Raw genomic sequence first — 15,553 nt, forward strand, 5'->3', positions numbered from 1 at the left:
AGGTTTTCCGCAACGAACCTAGCAGGGAACGGACAGATGGCTGAGCGGCGGCGGCAGCAGGCCACCATCACCGAAGTGGCCGCCAAGGCGGGCGTTTCGGTGGGAACCGCCTCGAAAGCGGTGAACGGGCGTGGCCAGTTGCGGCCAGAGACCCGGGCCCGGGTGCTCGCCGCGGCGGCCGAACTCGGTTTCGAACCCAATGCACTGGCCCGCGGCCTGTTGTCCGGTCGCAGCTACACGGTGGGGCTGCTGACCAACGACAGTTTTGGCCGTTTCAGCATGCCGGTGATGCTGGGCGCCGAGGAGGCGCTCGGAGCCGGCCAGATGTCGGTTTTCCTGTGCGACAGCCGAGGCGACGCCGAACGCGAGCGGCACTACATCCGTACGCTGCAAGCCCGCCGAGTGGACGGCATCGTGGTCACTGGCCGGCGGATCGAGCCGCGACCGCCGATCGACACCGTGGTGCCGGTCGTCTATGCGATGGCGCCTTCCACCGACCCGCGGGACGTGTCGGTGACCTCCGACGAGGCCGGCGGCGCGCGCGGCTTGCCGTCCAGCACCTGATCGACTCCGGCCGGCGCCGGATCGGGCACGTCACCGGACCGGCCGGCCACCTCGCCGCGCGGCTGCGGGCGAGCGCCATTCAGGAGGCGCTTTCGGCCGCTGGACTGCCATCGGGACCCGATCTTGTCCACTTCGGACAGTGGACCGAGGAGCACGGCCGGCGGGCCGCCGAGCGGCTGGCCGGTACCCATCCGGACCTGGACGCCATCTGCTGCGGCAGCGACCAGATCGCCCGCGGGGTGACCGACCACCTGCGCGAATCCGGCCGTCAGGTGCCGGCCGACGTGGCGGTCTGCGGCTTCGACAACTGGGACGTGATGGTGTTCGCCAGCCGGCCGCCACTGACCAGCGTGGACCGCAACCTGCACGCGGTGGGACGCAGAGCCGCGCAGTGCCTACTGGAGACGATCGCCGGCCAGCCGATCACCGGTCCGCGGCAGCTCCCGTGCACCCTGGTCGTACGAGAGTCGTCCCTGCAGCCGCTGCTGCCAGATGTCCTAGGTCTTGCGGCCGACCGCTCCTAACAGGACTCGATCCACGTCGGTGGCTGGCTCCAGGCCCGGTCCTTCCGGCCACCACTGGCTCAGGTAGGTCAGGCCCGGTTCGACCAGCTTCAGCCCACCCAGCAGCGACATGATCTCTTCCCGGTCCCGGAACCGCAGCCGGGTGAAGAACGACCGCGCGGCCGTCTCGATCTGCCCCGCCCGCACTCCTTCGAGGCTGCTGTCGTGGGGTTGTACGGGTGCGTGACGATCACGTACGACCCCACCGGCAGCGCCGCGACGTACGTCTCCATCACGTGGCGAGCCACCGCGAGGTCCGAGATTCCCTGCAGGGTGAGGCACTGCAGCATGACAATCGGCCGGTCGAAGTCCAGGTTTCGGCTCACCACCGGGTCCGCCAACACCTTCTCCGCCATCGACAGATCGGCCTGGATGAAGTGGGTCCGGTCGTTCTCCTCGAGCAGCGCCCGCCCGTGGGCGACCACCACCGCGTCACGGTCGATGTAGACGACGCTCGCCTCCGGGTTCACCTCCTGGACCACCTCATGGACGTTCTCGGTGGTGGGCAACCCGGAACCGCAGTCCAGGAACTGGTCCATGCCGACATCGCGGGCGAGCCAGCGGCACGCCCGAAGCAGCCACTTTCGGTTCGCCATAGCGGCCTCGGCGATCTGCGGCGCGATCGCCGACACCCGGTGGAAGACCTGCCGGTCGATCTCGAAGTTGTCCTTGCCACCGAGGGCGTAGTCGTACACCCGGGCGTCGCTCGGGCGACTGGCGGCAGCGACCGGGGCGGCATGGTCGATGTCGTCCGGCTGCCGGATCCCTGACATGTCGGTGGCCTCGCTCACGGTTGGCTCGGCGACGACGCTGAGCACCTAGAGTAGGGGATCGGGCAGCAGACGCCCAGTGCGACCCGCAAATATCCCGGTCAGGGAGTTCTGTCAGTTTCCGCATTCCTATCCAGCCGGTCAAAGACGTGCAACGAGGGGCACTGAGCGTGTACCTTGCGTGACCAACGAGGCTTCCAGGACTAGGATCAGACTCCGCCAGGTCCCTGGCGAGTCCGCAACTAACGTTGGTGTCGATTGGCTCGGGGAGGTTCGAGGCAGTGGCGATCGCTGAGTCCTCTGATGGCGGTTCCACCGCCCAGCGGATGATGCTCGGCAGTCAGCTGCGCAAACTCCGCGAGAGCAAGAACATCTCCCGCGGCGACGCCGGCAAGAAGATCCGCGGCTCCGAGTCCAAGATCAGCCGGATGGAACTCGGCCGGGTCAGCCTCAAAAGAGATCGACGTCGAGGACCTGCTGACCCTCTACGACATCACCGACGAGAACGAGCGCGACGACGTTCTTCAGATGGTCCGCGACTCCAACCAGCCAGGCTGGTGGATCCGGTTCGGCGAGCTGGTGCCGAAGTGGTTTCACAACTATGTCGGCCTGGAAGAGTCCGCGTCCCGGATCCAGACCTTCGAGCTGCAGTTCGTCCCGGGTCTGCTGCAGACCGAGTCGTACGCCAAGGCCGTCATCGCTCGGGGCATCCCGGACTCCCCGCAGGAGGAGATCAACCGCCGGGTGACCGTACGGATGCAACGCCAGCGACTGCTGTCGCGGCCTCGCTCGCCCCGACTCTGGGCCGTCATCGACGAATCCGCGCTCTACCACCTGGTCGGCAACGAAGCGGTCATGCACGAGCAGCTGGAATACCTGCTCGAGGTGAGCCAGTCACCGACGATCGCCGTCCAGATCGTCCCGTTCAAGCGGGCCACCACCGGCGCCGAGGTGCCGTTCTCGCTGCTCCGGTTCGCCGAGCGCGAGCTACAGGACGTCGTCTACATCGAGTATCCGACCGGCGCGCTCTATCTGGACAAGCCCGCCGAGGTCGAGCTCTATGTCAAGGTCACCCACCGGCTCACGGCCGAGGCCGCCACGCCGGAGGAAAGCCGCGAAATTATCCAGGAAGCGCTCAAGAAGCACTACTGACCGTTTCCGGTCACAAGACTGCCCCACCATCGGTGTATCCGCCCCGATCGGGTTTCTAGCACCGTTTTTCCAGGTCACCTGCCCTCTGTCCCGGCAAGCTCCTCACTCAGAGTAGCTGCACGTGCATTGGCGCGTGCATTGACACGGGCGCCGTGCAAATGCACACTCAGATGCACGTGCAAATGCACGCTGTGTGGCATACACTCCTAAAGGCAAGGGGGGACCAGCAGTGAAAGAGATCAGCAACGGTGTTCCGGCCCAGGATCTGGGTGCGGTTGCTTGGCGCAAGAGCAAGTTCAGTGGCGCGCAGGGCAACTGCCTTGAGGTCGCGGGTCTGGACAGTGGACAGATCGCGGTTCGCAACTCGCGGGACCCGCACGGTCCGGCGCTCGTCTACACCGTGGACGAGATCGCCGCGTTCCTTGCCGGCGCCAAAGAGGGCGAATTCGACTACCTGCTCAACCGCTAGGCGTTCAGCACCACCAAAACCAGATTTGCCCAGTCACGGATGCCAACGACTGACACGGAGGCAGGGATGACGAGACAGGAGTCTTCGAGACTCCGGCCGTACGGCCCCATGGCGGTGTCGTGCGGTTCCTCGTCCAGCCTGCGGTCGTGGGGGGCTCCGGGCCCAGCTGGGTTTCGGACCGGTCTTTCCGGTCCGAAACCCAGTTCAGGCACCGAAATCCGGGACGATAGCTCCACCGATCTTGACCTGCTCCATCAGTTTCGTCGCACGACCCGCCAACGACTGTCGGGCCGCCGGGCGAGACCAACCGCCGCCGCGCCGGATCAGCGCGGCGGTTCGCACAGGCCCGGGGCCGATCCGCAGCTGATCATTCGAATCCTGCGGATCGGCCCTGCTCCATTCCGTGTTGCCCGGGATGGATCGGTGCCTCGGGGAGACGGGCTTCAACCGCAGGTAATGGGTTCGATCGATGCGATGACGGGAGCGCTGCCGGCATGAGCCTGAACATTGACTGCCCGCACGACGTATGGCAACCGTGGCGGATTGACGCGGTCGCGATCGTCGAAGGCCACGCCGATTTGCTGGGCGGGGTTTGCCAGCTGTGCGGCCAAACCCTGGTGTGCGTGGATGCCGGCAACGCGCCCCAGCGCTGGCACCCGGTGTCGCTGGTGGTGGCTCGTACGCGCCGCTACAACACCAATCCGAGCCGGGCCGACTCGGACAGCCGCTCGGTGCGCCGGGACGGTGCCATCTACGCCGAGGCAGTCGCCGCCGAAATGGCCGTCAGCTCGCTCTGAGAAGCCCTGTGGCTGGCGTCACAGTATGGTGGTGTCGGTCTCGGAGACGGCCGTTCGTGACTCCTGTGAACGGCCCGACCGGGCCCGCAGACGCCAGGAGCCATCGCCATGGAATATCTGATCCTGATCTATTCAGCCGAGCTGACCGCCGACGCCCAGGCGGCGGCCATCACCGCCGCTGGCCTGACGGACTATGAGGTCTACTCCAACGATCTGGTGGAAGCGGGCGTGATGCGGGGCGGCAAACGTCTGCAGGGCACGTCCACCGCGACCACGGTTTCGGTACGTGACGGGGAAACCCTGATCACCGACGGCCCGTACGCCGAAGCCCGGGAACAGCTCGGCGGCTTCTACGTGGTGGAATGCGCCGACCTTGACGAAGCGCTGAAATGGGCCAGCCGCTGCCCCGGCGCCGGGCACGGGACCATTGAGGTTCGTCCAGCCTACGGATGACAGATCTCGCCCAGGTTTTCCGAGACCATCACGGCCGCGTGCTGGCCCGGCTGATCAGCGTCCTCGGCGATTTCGACCTCGCCGAGGACTCGCTCAGCGACGCGTACGCGACGGCCGCCGCCAAGTGGCCCGCGAACGGTGTTCCCGCCAGCCCGGGCGGGTGGCTGGTGACCACCGCCCGCCGCCGCGCCATCGACCGGATCCGGCGGGATCGTACGTACGGCGAGAAAGTCCGGTTGCTGGCGGCTACCCCGGTGACCCCGGCCGGTGCGACGACGACGAGCCGGTCCCCGATGACCGGCTGCTGCTTTTCTTCGCCTGTTGCCATCCGGCGTTGGCCCGGACGGCTCAGGTGGCACTGACCCTGCGCTGCCTCGGCGGCCTTTCCACCGCCGAGGTGGCCCGGTTGTTCCTGGTCCCGGAGGCCACGGTCAGCCAGCGGATCGTGAGGGCAAAAGCCAAAATCCGGGACGCCGGCATCCCCTACCGGCTGCCGGCGGCAGAGGACCTGCCGGCCCGGCTGCCGGCCGTGCAAGCAGTCATCTACCTGCTTTTCACCGAAGGACACACCGCGACCACCGGTGACCGCCTGATCCGCGCTGAGCTGTGCGCCGAGGCGATCCGGCTGGCCAGGATCCTGCACCACCTGCTGCCCGCCGAGCCGGAAGTGCCCGCGCTGCTGGCGTTGTTGCTGCTCACCGATGCCCGGCGAGCGGCCCGTACGGACCGGGATGGCCGGCTGGTGACCTTGCCCGAACAGGACCGCGATCTCTGGGACCGGGCGCAGGTCGCTGAGGGCCGGGAACTGTTGGTCGGGGCGCTGCGCTCCGGGGCGGCCGGGCCGTACGGCCTGCAGGCGGCAATCGCCGCCGTACATGCCGACGCGCCGGCCGCGGAGGCGACCGACTGGAAGCAGATTTCCGGGCTTTACCAGCTGCTCGCGACGGCCACCGCCTCCCCGATGGTGCACCTCAACCACGCGATCGCGGTCGGCATGGCCGATGGACCGGCGGTGGGCCTGCGGCTGCTGGCGGATCTGGACGCAGCCGGCCGGTTGCCGCACAGCCACCTGACCGCGGTTGCCCGAGCCGATTTCCTGTCCAAAGTGGACCGCGCGGCCGAAGCGGCCGTCGCGTACGAAGAAGCTATTGCACAGGCCGAAAACACGGTCGAGCGCGACTTTCTGATCGATCGCCGGGATGCTCTCCTGCGATCCGCACCTGAGGGGAAAAATCCATGACCGCTGACGAGGTTTTCGATGACATCGTGGACGACGACCTGGCCGGCCGCGGGGTGAGCGCCGGCAAGATGTTCGGCGCCCGCGCCATCATGCTGGACGGCAAGGCCATCTGCTGTCTCAAGCGCGCCGAGTTCGGGGTCAAACTCGGCGCCGGCAGCGCGGCTCACGAGAAGGCGCTGGCGCTGCCCGAAGCGGTGCTTTTCGACCCGGCCGGCAAGGGCCGCCCGTTCAAGGACTGGGTCGCGCTGCCGGCCTCGCAGTCCGAGCACTGGCCCACTCTCGCCCAGGCGGCCGTCCAGGCCGCTCACTGAGTATCCAGAGAACATCCAGAATCCGGCGCCATCATGAGGCCGCGAGCAGTCCAGCTCGCGGACCGACATGGGGGTGTCCATGGGAAACAGAACTTCGTGGCGGATAGCCGCGGCGGCCGGCGCGGCCGCGATCGTGTGTGTAGTGGGAAGTACGCCGGTGCAGGCGAGCGTCCCACTGAGGTATTCGACCAGTTTCACCGCCAGTGGGTGGTTCAAAGAACTGCCCTCCTCGCGGCAGCCAGGACTTCGCCGGCGGCAATCTGGAGGCCATCGGGGTCCAAACGTCAGCGGATATCGGCAGCTGGCAGTACGCCTATCCCGCCGGCAACACGTGGTCCGGGCCATCACCAGTCGGCATTCTGCCGCCCTCTGACCCGCCGGCGTCACCGCAGCTGATCATCACTGCGAGCTGCGCGAGCCACTTGGTGGTCTACCGCGGCCAGGCCAGCGGTGGGCTTTTCTTCCTGAGCGGCTATTCCGTCACCCCGACTTTGGTGACGTCCACCAAAACCGTTGGGTCCCCCGCATTCGTGGAAAGCGACTACGGCGACGGCGGCGGCGCGCGCCTGGAAGTGGTGGCACCGCTGGCCACCGGCGGCCTGAGCCACTGGAGCACCAGCGCGGGCAGCCCGGGCAGTCCGTGGACCTTCGACGAACATTTCGCCGGCGAGGAGAAATACGACGCGGTCGCGATGATCGAGAGCAGCTGGGGACATCTCGAGGTGATCGCCAGGACCACCGGCGGCAACCTGCACGAGTGGTACGAGCAAGCCGGGGTCTGGTACGACGACGGGCTCATGGTCGCGGACGGTTCCACCATCAGCGACATCAGCGGGCCGCCCGGGCTCATCCAGAGCACCTACGGGGCGACCAGCATCGATCCGAAAACCATCGGCAATTTCGAGCTGGTCACCCCATTGGCCAGCGGCGGGGTAGCCGAATGGTGGCGGGACAACAACACTGCCGGCTTTCCCTGGCATATCAACCGGATCGCCGACCAGGGTGCTTGGAAGAGCCTTAATCCACCGGTATTTGTGCCGCATCACTACACCAACGCGGCCATTATCGAGGATAACCGGGGCTTCGCCGGCGGCATTTATTACGTCGTAGGCCAGACAACCGGCGAGGTCAATGGTTGGTCAGACGTGACCCTCACTCCGTTGCCGAACACCAAGCCGGGATTCAGCGGACTGTGGCCCGGCTACTGAGGGCGTCCAGGTGATCGCGGAGGTCGGCGGCCAACGGGGAGTTGAGGCTCTCGGCGATAACCAGGGCCTGCCGCCAGTGGTCCGCCGCCTCCGCGAACCGATCCGTGACGCGGTAAATGCGCGCGAGGCAGTCCAGGATGACCGCCTCGCCGTACCGGTCGCCGGCCGCCCGGCAGGTGACCAGCCCCTGGCGCGCGTACGTGAAAGCGAGATCGAAGCTCCGCAACGAAAGGTACGCCCGCGCGAGGTTGTCCAGCGCGACGCCTTCCAGCTGCCGGTCACCGGCCGCACGGCACATCCGCAACGCCTGCTCCTCGCACCGCACGCTTTCCTCGAAACGACCGGCATCGCGGTAAATCTGGCCGAGGTTGTTCAGCGCGATCGCCTCGCCCACACTGTCGCCACCCTGCCGGCTGATCTCGACCGCCTGCTGCTGATGACAGTCGACGCTTTCGGCCAGCCGGCCGACATGCCTATAGGTATTCCCAAGATTGGTGAGGACACCGGCCTCACCGCTGCGAAAAAAACCCGCCGCCCGCATCAAAACCCGCGCGGCGAGATAGTGCTCGATCGCCTCGTCGTAGCGGCGCAGGTCCTTTTTCGCCACCCCGAGCCCGACCAGGATCCGGGCCTGCGCGAGCTGGTCGCCGACCTCGCGCGTACAGGACAGCGCGATCTCGTGGCTGGCGATCCAGTCCGCCCACAGCCCGCGAGCCTCGAAGAAACCCCACAGATAACGGGAAATCCGCCACGCCTGGTCCGGAAAACCGTGCTCGGCGGCGGCCCGCACCATCGGCACCAGGTTCGGGCGCTCGGAGTCCAGCCACCTGAGCGCGTCGACCCGGTCAGCGAGCGGTCGTACGACCGTGCCCGGCGGCGGCTCGGCGGCCCGGTCCCGCCGAGCCGGGCGGATCAGCTCCTCGGCGTTGTTGGTGCTGTGAACGTAAAAACCGAACAGCCGCAACCGTGCGGCTCGCTGGTCTTGGACACTTTCCTCGGCCTGACACGGCGGGCGGCGAAAATCCCGAGCAGGTCGTGCAGCCGGTAGCGGCCCGGCTCCGGTTCGTCCACCAAATGCGCCTCGAGAATGTCCTGCAGCGCGCGATCGACGGCACTCACGTCCGTACCGGCGAGTGCGGCCATCGCGTGAATGCCCAGTCCCAGCCCGGGAAACAGCCCGAGCAGCCGGAACAACCGCTGACCGGCGGCGTCGAGCGACCGGTACGACAACGAAAACGTGGCGGCCACACTCAGATCGTCGGCCCGCAGCTCGGAAAGCCGGCTCTTCTCGTCGTCGAGCCGAGCCAGCAGGTGGGCCGCGGTCCACCCCTCGCGATGTCGCATCCGGGCTGCCGCGATCTGCACGGCCAACGGCAAGCAGCCGCACATCCGTACTACCGCCTCGGTGGCGGCCGGCTCGGCGCCGGCCCGGTCCGCGCCCACGATCGCCGCGAAAAGCGCGACCGCGTCACGGCCTGGCAACACATCAAGGGTGAGAAACTGTCCGCCGCCTCCAGCCCCACCAGCCGGCGGCGCGCGGTGATCAGCACGAACGACCCGGCCGCGCCCGGTAGCAGCGGTCGGACCTGGCCGGCGTCGGCCGCGTTGTCCAGCACCAAAACCGCGCGCCGGCGGGCCACCTCGGCGCGCCACAGCCCGGCCCGGTCGTCAAGATCGGCCGGAATGCGCTCGCCCGGAATGTCCAGCGCTCGCAACAGTTTGTCGAGTGCGGCGGTCGGGCTCATCGGCCGTGTGCCGGCGGTGTGAGCATGCAAATCCAGGTAAAGCTGGGCGTCCGGGAACCGGCCGGCGAGCCGCTGGGCGAGGTGGACGGCCAGGCTGGTCTTGCCCACTCCGCCCATCCCGTCGATCGCGCACACCGCCGATGCATCCGGAGGTGGCTCGGCGGCCAGCCGCAGGATCGTCTCGACCTCGGGGTCCCGGCCGATGAAATTCCTGGTGTCGCGCGGAAGAGTGCGTTGGACCCGGGTCGCGGTGGCGGCGCGACCGCGACCAGCGCCGGTACGGGCCGGGACAGCGTCGGGTCGCCGGCCAGGATCCGCTGCCGCAACTCGGTCAGCATCGGCCCGGGATCCAACCCGAGCTCGTCCGCGGAAATGGCCCGGGCCTGGTCGTACGCGGCGAGCGCGGCGGCCTGTCGGCCGTCCCGATAGCGCGCCAGCATCAGCTGCGCCCACGGCCGCTCGCGCAGCGGATGGTCCCGGGTGAGGGTTTTTCCATCTCCCCGGTCGCCTCGGCGTGCCGGCCCTGCGCCAGCAGAATGTCGATGCGGTCCTCGACCATCGCGAGGCGCAGCTCGCTGAGCCGGTCACGTTGCGCCGCGGCGAACGGTCCAGCCACATCCCCGAGCACCACGCCGTCGAAAAGGTCCAGCGCCGCCTGGAAAGTCGTGTTGGCGTCGGCGTACGCGCCGTCCTGCCAGAAGCGCCGGCCATCCTCCCGGAGCCGCTCGAATTCGGCCACATCCACTTGACCGGCAGGCACATTCAACCGATAACCGGAGCCGTACGACTGCAGGACGGTGCCAGGCGAGCGGCGGGTTCTGCCTGGTTCCAACACCCGGCGCAGGCCTGCCACATAGGTGTGGACGCCACCTTTGGGGCCGCCAGGGAGATCCTCGCCCCACACTGCGTCGATCAGCTGGGTGGTAAAAACGACCTGATTGAACCGTAGCGCCAGCACCGCGAAAAGTGCGCGCTGCCTCGGCGGCCCGAGGGCAATGTCCTTGCCGTTGACCAAGGCCCGCGGTGGTCCCAGCAGCCGGACCGACAGGGTGTCCGCTGCCCTATCGGTCATCGTCACCCGCCTTTTCGGTCCTGGCGTCCAGAGGCCGTCCAGAGCATCGTGACAGATTTCGCCGCTGGAGAACCACCGCTTATAAAGAGGACGGGAGATCATGACGCGACTACCAGGAAACCCAAGACGGCGATGGCGCGTACGCGCACTGTTGGCGGGGACGTGTGCGGCGGTGCTGGGCACGCTGTGCCTTTATCGCGGGCGTTGGGGCGCCACAGGCCTCGGCGAGCCAGCCGGAGGTCCATTCCGCTTTCTTCATCGACTCCAACGGCGCGGTGGCCAGCTTCGGCCAGGCCGCCGACCACAGCTGGAACACCGCAACGGAGATCACCGCCACGAATGTGGCGCCACCGGGCGGCGGGATCACCGCCGTCCGCAGTGCAAGCGGCACGGCGGTCGCCTACTTCGTCGGGAACAACGGCTCGATCTACCGGGTTTGCTCGCTCCTGTCGGGGCAGGCGACGCCGATCACGAATCCCGGCACCGCGGTCGCCGGCGGCCCGATCGCGGCGGTGCTCGCCGACGGGCAAATCCGGTTGATGACCGCCGCCAGTGACGTGAGTACGCCACGGATGGTGCTGGCTCCGGGAGATGGCAACGATCCCTGCAAGGTCGAGGCGACTACCTCATCCGCATCGATGGCCCTCCCGGCAACCCCACCCGTGACCCTGCCCGCCCCCAACCTCCCGGCGAAGGCAACGATCACTGCCGTTGGACTGTCAAATGGGGACTTCGGCGTCTTCTACGTCGATTTCAAACCACGCGGTGCACGCTTCCTGGACCCACCCCAATGGCAGCGGAGCGACGGACCTCGTCCTCACCGGCGACGGAACTCCCGCACCCCCGGCGGTGGTATCACGGTCACCCCGAACGCGAACGCCGACCCGACCCCCGGGTCACTGTCCCTGTTCTATACCGGCAAGGACGGCCGCGTTTTCCTCGCCCGGCCGGCTCCTTTCGGTCCCCTCATCGCTGAACCCAACCCGCAACCGTGGACGACGAGAACGCCGAGCGGGGCACCGCTGGCTGCCGCCGTCTCCCCCACCGGCAGCGCGGTGTCCTATGTGGCGATCGACGGTAAGGTCACCGCGCTGCCGGTCGACGCGACTGGAGCGTGGGACACCGTGACCGGTGCGGTCGCCGCGACCAACGCGGGTGCGAGCCCACCCGGCTCCGGTATCGGTCTCGTACCCAACGGTGACTGGGAAGAGGGGATCTGTGGGCCCGTCACGAATCGGCCGGGCCACCTCCCGATCCACCCGCCTGGCGGTCCCGGCACCATCGTGCCGGTCAGCACGGTCATCATGGTCGTGACGACCACGATCTACACCGCGGTCTGACCGGACATTCGTGAGGCGTACGGCGGTGTCGTACGCCTCACGAAAGGCTGTCGAGAGCGCCGTCGAAAGCCTGCCGAATGATCGTGAAATGGTCCTCGGTGGCGGTCAGTGGCGGCGAGACCGCGAGCGAAGTGTTGAGCGTACGCAGCAAAACCCCGCCTTCGTTACGTGCGTGCGTGGCGACCGCCGCGATCGCCGCCGGGTTCGCGGCCAACGCGTCCGGGTGCAGCTCGACGGCGGCCAGCAGGCCGGTGCCGCCCCGCACCTCAGCCACCGCCGGATGCTCGGCGAGCGACCGCAAAGCGTCGTGCAGCGGCCCTTCCAGCTCCTCGCCGCGCGGGATGAGATTGTCATTCTCCAGCACGTCAAGGTTGGCCAGCGCCGCCGCGCAACAGGTCGGGTGGCCGGCATAAGTGGCACCATGCCGCAAAACCCGGCCGCCCTCGTCCCAGAACGGCGCCGCCACCTCGGCGGAGGAAATCACCCCACCGAGCGGCAAATAGCCACTCGTCACGCCTTTCGCGAACGTGATCAGGTCGGGCACCACCCCGAAACGCTCGATGCCGAACCAGCGACCGAGTCGTCCGTACCCGCAGATCACCTCGTCCGCGACGAAAAGCACCCCGTATTCCTTGGCGATCTGGGCGGTCTGCTCCAGATATCCGGGCGCCGGCGGGATAACACCACCGGCACCGATCACCGGTTCGGCGAAGAAGGCGGCCACTTTCTCCGGCCCGATCCGCTCGATTTCCTTGCGCAGCGCGGCCGGATCGTCATGCGCCACTCGCTCGGACTCTCGTACGTACTCACCAAAGCCGTCCCGGTTCGCGGCGATGCCGGCAAGGCCGGTCCCGATGCCGTGGGTGCCGTGGTACGAGTTCGTCCGGCTGATCATGTGGGTACGCTCCGGCTGCCCCTTGGCGTGCCAGTAGCGGCGGGCGATCTTCGCGGCGGTGTCAATGGAATCGCCGCCGCCGGAGGTGAGGAACACCTTCGCGGCCGGCATCGGCGCGTACGACGCGACCCGGGCCGCGAGGTCCCGGGCCGGCGCGTTGGTCATGTTCCCGAAGATGCCGTACGCCTCGAGTTTGCCCAACTGCGCGACGATCGCGGCGGCGATCTCCGGCCGGCCGTGGCCGATGTTGGAATACCAGAGCGAGGCGGTGGCATCGAGGTAGCGCCGGCCCGCAGTGTCGTAAACCCACACGTCCTCGCCGCGTTCCAGCACGAACTCGGCGCCGCGCACGGCGTGCATGTCGGCGAACGGATGCCACAGGCTGGTGTCGGTCACAGCGGTCCTCCCGGGTGTAGAGCCTCACTCTCGCACCCGGGAGATTCCACCGCCCAACCGCCTACTTGTCGGCGGTCAGCTTGCCGGCGCGGCCCCAGCTGTCCGTGGGCACCTCGTGGAACCACACGTCCACGGCTTCGGCCGGGACCTGGTACGCGTCAACGAAAGCGTCGGTGATGCGCTTGATCAGGTCCCGCTTCTGCTCGACCGTCTTGGGGCCTTGCTGAATAGTGACGACAGGCACGATGTTTCTCCTTGTTTTCGGCCAGTTCCTGACCTCTGCATTCCAGCGCGAAAACCAGCCGGGACCAAGAAGCAAGGCACGCTCGCAGCGATCACCGATCGAGATCGCCCACCGTCGCGCAGGCCGTCAACAGCCGGTCGAGATGGCGGGTCGGTGCCTGCCCACGGACCACCAGCGCGGTCATCAATGCCAGGCCCGGGGCCGCGAGCGGCCGGAAAGCCACCAGGTCAGCCCGCAGTTGCCGGGCGTGCGAGGCATAAACGACGGTCCACAGTGGCGTACCAGCGCCGATCATCGCCAGTGTGTCCGACAAGGACCCGGCGGGTTTTCCTGGTACGGGTTCAAAACCAGCCGAGTGACACGCTTGCACCACCAGGTCGACCAAGGCCGGATGGTTGCGCCGGGCGGTCAACCGCAGCGGGAGGCCCGCGAGGTCGGCCAGCGCGACCTCGTCGGCGGCCGCCAGCGGATGGGTCGCCGGGATCGCCACCAGCAGTTGGTCCCGCCACACCGGGATCGCCCGCAGCTGTGGATTTTCGCTCGTACCACGGACAAACGCGGCATCCAACTCGCCGCTCACGACCTGCTCCAGCCGCTGCGCGGTCGGCGCCGAGACGAGCTCGACCCGGACGCCGGCGAGCGCCGCCAGGACGTGATCGAGGTGCGCGCCAAGGCCGGTGCTGGTCCCCAACCGCAGAATCGTCGCCTCGGCGGACGCGAAGCCGGCCACCGCCAGCCGGGCCCGCTCCACGGCGGCCAACACCGCCAACGCCTCCGGCAGGAAGTGCTCACCGGCGGCCGTCAGTCGTACGTGCCGAGGCGACCGATCGAACAGGTCCACCGCGAGCTCCCGCTCCAGCCTTCGCAGCTGCTGGCTGACCGCCGACTGGACGATGTGCAGCCGCTCGGCGGCCCGACCGAAGTGCCGTTCCTCGGCCACCATCACGAAATACCGCAATTGACGCAGCTCCACGACCCCGATCCTGCCGTATAGGTTTGCCAGAGGTCATCGTCGAGGTGCGCGACGAGCGGGTTCACCGCGACGGCGTCCACGGCCGAGGGCGGCTGATCCCCCTGGTGTTGCTGGAGCGGTCCGGCGTTTTACCAGGCCACCGGCAGTGAGCTGACGCCGTACACGAACGAGTAGGCGCGCAACGGGACCTCATCGATCGGCACCGCGAGCCGCAGTCCCGGGAAGCGCCGGAACAGCGCGGGAAAGGCCGTACGCATCTCCATCCGGGCCAACGGAGCGCCCAGGCAGTGGTGCACGCCGTGCCCGAACGCCACGTGCCGGGCGGCCTTGCGGGTGATGTCGAAGGTGTCCATGTCCTCGCCGAGTGCCGCGTCGCGATTGGCCGACGGCAGGGACACCACGACGATGTCGCCGGCGGCGAGGCGCTGGCCGCTCAGAGTGGTGTCCGTCGTGACACCGCGCGGAATGCCGGAGTGCACGATCGTCAAGTAGCGCAGCAGCTCTTCGATCGCAGGCTCGACCGCGTCATCGCGATCGCGTACGAGCGCCAGCTGGTCCGGGGGTTCTGCAGCAGCAGCAAAGTGCCGAGGCCGAGCATGTTCGCGGTCGTCTCATGGCCGGCGATCAGCAGCAGGTCGCCGATGCCGGCGAGCTCCTTGTCGGTGACGTCGTCACCGTGCTCTCGTACGAGCATGCCGAGCAGGTCGTCGCCTGGATTCAGTCGCTGGCGGCGGACGAACTCCGCCATGTAAGCGCGCGCTGCGGTGATCGCGGCGACCCGCTCCTCCATGGGCAGCGACATGTCCAGCCGCGCGTTGCTGTGCCGCTGGAACTCGACTCGGTCCTCGTACGGGACGCCGAGCAGCTCGCTGATCACCAGCGACGGCACCGGCAAAGCGAAGGCCGACACCAGGTCGGCCGGCGCACCCGTACGCTCCATCGCGTCCAGATGGTCAGTGACGATCTCGGTCACCCGCGGCTCCAGTCGCTGCATCCGCCGCATGGTGAACTCGGCTGTCAGGAGCCGGCGCAGCCGGGTGTGCTCCGGCGGGTCGTACGCAAGCAGCATGCCGTCCGACTCTGTCTGCAGGCCGGGTCCGGGCATCGGACGGTTGGCGTTGCTGAACCGGGTCGCGTCGCCGAGGACCTCGCGTACGTCCTCATAGCGGGTGACCAGCCAGGCCTGCGTCCCCCACGGCATCGTTATCCGGGTCACCGGCTGCTCACGGCGGAACTCGGCCAGGATCGCGTCCGGATCAAAACGGTCACGACGCATGTGAACGGGCATGAGCGGAGTCTGGGTCATCGGAAGGTCCCTCTCCCACGTTAATCGAGATTTGCTATCACTTCGTCGTCTACAC

At 67.8% G+C, this 15,553-nt stretch carries 19 protein-coding genes and 3 pseudogenes; 11 read left to right on the forward strand and 11 right to left on the reverse strand.

Features of this window, described 5'->3' with window-relative positions:
* The first annotated feature begins 36 nt into the window (after nt 1-36).
* Complete coding sequence (locus GNX96_RS53765; RefSeq protein WP_279581006.1) at nt 37-564, forward strand: LacI family DNA-binding transcriptional regulator; 528 nt, start codon at nt 37-39, stop codon at nt 562-564.
* A 20-nt stretch (nt 565-584) separates the two neighbouring features.
* Nucleotides 585-1,088 carry a substrate-binding domain-containing protein gene (locus GNX96_RS53770; protein WP_279581043.1) on the forward strand — a complete coding sequence of 168 codons (504 nt, stop codon included), beginning with the start codon at nt 585-587 and terminating at the stop codon, nt 1,086-1,088.
* Here GNX96_RS53770 and GNX96_RS53775 read toward each other — a convergent pair.
* Nucleotides 1,062-1,274: an SAM-dependent methyltransferase gene (locus tag GNX96_RS53775; RefSeq protein ID WP_279581007.1), complete on the reverse strand. Its 213-nt coding sequence runs from the start codon at nt 1,272-1,274 to the stop codon at nt 1,062-1,064. The two genes, GNX96_RS53770 and GNX96_RS53775, sit on opposite strands and share 27 nt — an antisense overlap.
* On the reverse strand, nt 1,178-1,918 hold the full coding sequence (locus GNX96_RS20950; RefSeq protein WP_279581008.1) for an SAM-dependent methyltransferase: 741 nt from the start codon (nt 1,916-1,918) through the stop codon (nt 1,178-1,180). The genes GNX96_RS53775 and GNX96_RS20950 overlap by 97 nt, the downstream gene beginning before the upstream one ends.
* A gap of 308 nt (nt 1,919-2,226) precedes the next feature.
* Between GNX96_RS20950 and GNX96_RS64330 the strand changes: the two are divergent.
* From GNX96_RS64330 to GNX96_RS20985, 8 genes and pseudogenes are all read left to right on the forward strand, one after another.
* Nucleotides 2,227-2,298 (forward strand): annotated as a pseudogene (locus GNX96_RS64330) (hypothetical protein); the annotation flags it as partial.
* A 127-nt stretch (nt 2,299-2,425) separates the two neighbouring features.
* Complete coding sequence (locus tag GNX96_RS20955; protein WP_279581009.1) at nt 2,426-3,049, forward strand: DUF5753 domain-containing protein; 624 nt, start codon at nt 2,426-2,428, stop codon at nt 3,047-3,049.
* A 229-nt stretch (nt 3,050-3,278) separates the two neighbouring features.
* The gene (locus GNX96_RS20960; protein ID WP_163569374.1) at nt 3,279-3,518 is read left to right on the forward strand and encodes a DUF397 domain-containing protein; all 240 of its coding nucleotides are present in this window, start codon (nt 3,279-3,281) and stop codon (nt 3,516-3,518) included.
* 494 nt (nt 3,519-4,012) lie between these two features.
* Nucleotides 4,013-4,315, forward strand: coding sequence for a hypothetical protein (locus GNX96_RS20965; protein WP_163569375.1), 303 nt, complete (start codon nt 4,013-4,015; stop codon nt 4,313-4,315).
* A gap of 108 nt (nt 4,316-4,423) precedes the next feature.
* Nucleotides 4,424-4,768 carry a YciI family protein gene (locus GNX96_RS20970; protein ID WP_163569376.1) on the forward strand — a complete coding sequence of 115 codons (345 nt, stop codon included), beginning with the start codon at nt 4,424-4,426 and terminating at the stop codon, nt 4,766-4,768.
* Nucleotides 4,765-6,008 (forward strand): annotated as a pseudogene (locus GNX96_RS20975) (RNA polymerase sigma factor). The gene GNX96_RS20970 and the pseudogene GNX96_RS20975 overlap by 4 nt, the downstream one beginning before the upstream one ends.
* Nucleotides 6,005-6,319 (forward strand): TfoX/Sxy family protein, encoded by a 315-nt coding sequence (locus tag GNX96_RS20980; protein ID WP_163569377.1) that lies wholly within the window; start codon nt 6,005-6,007, stop codon nt 6,317-6,319. Before GNX96_RS20975 ends, GNX96_RS20980 begins: the two are co-directional and overlap by 4 nt.
* 203 nt (nt 6,320-6,522) lie before the next feature.
* A complete protein-coding gene (locus GNX96_RS20985) occupies nt 6,523-7,527 on the forward strand; it encodes a hypothetical protein (RefSeq protein ID WP_163569378.1) in 1,005 nt (334 codons plus the stop codon).
* Here GNX96_RS20985 and GNX96_RS20990 read toward each other — a convergent pair.
* Genes GNX96_RS20990 through GNX96_RS21010 form a run of 5 tightly spaced genes read right to left on the reverse strand, consistent with a single transcriptional unit; the run spans nt 7,502 to nt 10,344 of the window.
* Complete coding sequence (locus tag GNX96_RS20990; protein ID WP_163569379.1) at nt 7,502-8,491, reverse strand: tetratricopeptide repeat protein; 990 nt, start codon at nt 8,489-8,491, stop codon at nt 7,502-7,504. The two genes, GNX96_RS20985 and GNX96_RS20990, sit on opposite strands and share 26 nt — an antisense overlap.
* On the reverse strand, nt 8,440-8,970 hold the full coding sequence (locus GNX96_RS20995; protein WP_163569380.1) for a hypothetical protein: 531 nt from the start codon (nt 8,968-8,970) through the stop codon (nt 8,440-8,442). Before GNX96_RS20995 ends, GNX96_RS20990 begins: the two co-directional genes overlap by 52 nt.
* Entirely contained in the window at nt 8,922-9,380 is a 459-nt protein-coding gene (locus GNX96_RS21000; RefSeq protein WP_163569381.1) for a hypothetical protein, read from the reverse strand. Before GNX96_RS21000 ends, GNX96_RS20995 begins: the two co-directional genes overlap by 49 nt.
* A complete protein-coding gene (locus GNX96_RS21005) occupies nt 9,269-9,712 on the reverse strand; it encodes a BTAD domain-containing putative transcriptional regulator (RefSeq protein ID WP_279581010.1) in 444 nt (147 codons plus the stop codon). The genes GNX96_RS21000 and GNX96_RS21005 overlap by 112 nt, the downstream gene beginning before the upstream one ends.
* On the reverse strand, nt 9,712-10,344 hold the full coding sequence (locus GNX96_RS21010) for an AfsR/SARP family transcriptional regulator (RefSeq protein WP_279581011.1): 633 nt from the start codon (nt 10,342-10,344) through the stop codon (nt 9,712-9,714). Before GNX96_RS21010 ends, GNX96_RS21005 begins: the two co-directional genes overlap by 1 nt.
* Nucleotides 10,345-10,619: 275 nt before the next feature.
* Between GNX96_RS21010 and GNX96_RS21015 the strand changes: the two genes are divergently transcribed.
* Nucleotides 10,620-11,684, forward strand: a complete 1,065-nt coding sequence (locus GNX96_RS21015; RefSeq protein WP_279581012.1) for a hypothetical protein — start codon at nt 10,620-10,622, stop codon at nt 11,682-11,684.
* Nucleotides 11,685-11,721: 37 nt separating this feature from the next.
* On the opposite strand, the gene GNX96_RS21020 is transcribed toward GNX96_RS21015, so the two are convergent.
* The 4 genes and pseudogenes from GNX96_RS21020 to GNX96_RS21035 all read right to left on the reverse strand — a co-directional run bounded on the left by GNX96_RS21020 (nt 11,722) and on the right by GNX96_RS21035 (nt 15,498).
* The gene (locus tag GNX96_RS21020; RefSeq protein WP_279581013.1) at nt 11,722-12,975 is read right to left on the reverse strand and encodes an aminotransferase family protein; all 1,254 of its coding nucleotides are present in this window, start codon (nt 12,973-12,975) and stop codon (nt 11,722-11,724) included.
* 61 nt (nt 12,976-13,036) lie between these two features.
* Nucleotides 13,037-13,219 carry a 4-oxalocrotonate tautomerase DmpI gene (gene dmpI, locus GNX96_RS21025; RefSeq protein WP_163569384.1) on the reverse strand — a complete coding sequence of 61 codons (183 nt, stop codon included), beginning with the start codon at nt 13,217-13,219 and terminating at the stop codon, nt 13,037-13,039.
* Nucleotides 13,220-13,310: 91 nt separating this feature from the next.
* On the reverse strand, nt 13,311-14,192 hold the full coding sequence (locus GNX96_RS21030; RefSeq protein ID WP_163569385.1) for a LysR family transcriptional regulator: 882 nt from the start codon (nt 14,190-14,192) through the stop codon (nt 13,311-13,313).
* A 128-nt stretch (nt 14,193-14,320) separates the two neighbouring features.
* A pseudogene (locus GNX96_RS21035) lies at nt 14,321-15,498 on the reverse strand (cytochrome P450).
* Between the last annotated feature and the right edge of the window lie 55 nt (nt 15,499-15,553).

The sequence above is a fragment of the Fodinicola feengrottensis genome (assembly GCF_010993775.1).
GTDB lineage: Bacteria > Actinomycetota > Actinomycetes > Mycobacteriales > HKI-0501 > Fodinicola > Fodinicola feengrottensis.

What these genes read in the sequence shown, in the direction of transcription:
- GNX96_RS53765 (WP_279581006.1), top strand. Translation starts at nt 37, where the DNA reads ATGGCTGAGCGGCGGCGGCAGCAGGCCACCATCACCGAAGTGGCCGCC.
- GNX96_RS20955 (WP_279581009.1), top strand. Translation starts at nt 2,426, where the DNA reads ATGGTCCGCGACTCCAACCAGCCAGGCTGGTGGATCCGGTTCGGCGAG.
- GNX96_RS20965 (WP_163569375.1), top strand. Translation starts at nt 4,013, where the DNA reads ATGAGCCTGAACATTGACTGCCCGCACGACGTATGGCAACCGTGGCGG.
- GNX96_RS20970 (WP_163569376.1), top strand. Translation starts at nt 4,424, where the DNA reads ATGGAATATCTGATCCTGATCTATTCAGCCGAGCTGACCGCCGACGCC.
- GNX96_RS20980 (WP_163569377.1), top strand. Translation starts at nt 6,005, where the DNA reads ATGACCGCTGACGAGGTTTTCGATGACATCGTGGACGACGACCTGGCC.
- GNX96_RS21005 (WP_279581010.1), bottom strand. Translation starts at nt 9,712, where the DNA reads ATGCTGGCGCGCTATCGGGACGGCCGACAGGCCGCCGCGCTCGCCGCG.
- GNX96_RS21010 (WP_279581011.1), bottom strand. Translation starts at nt 10,344, where the DNA reads ATGACCGATAGGGCAGCGGACACCCTGTCGGTCCGGCTGCTGGGACCA.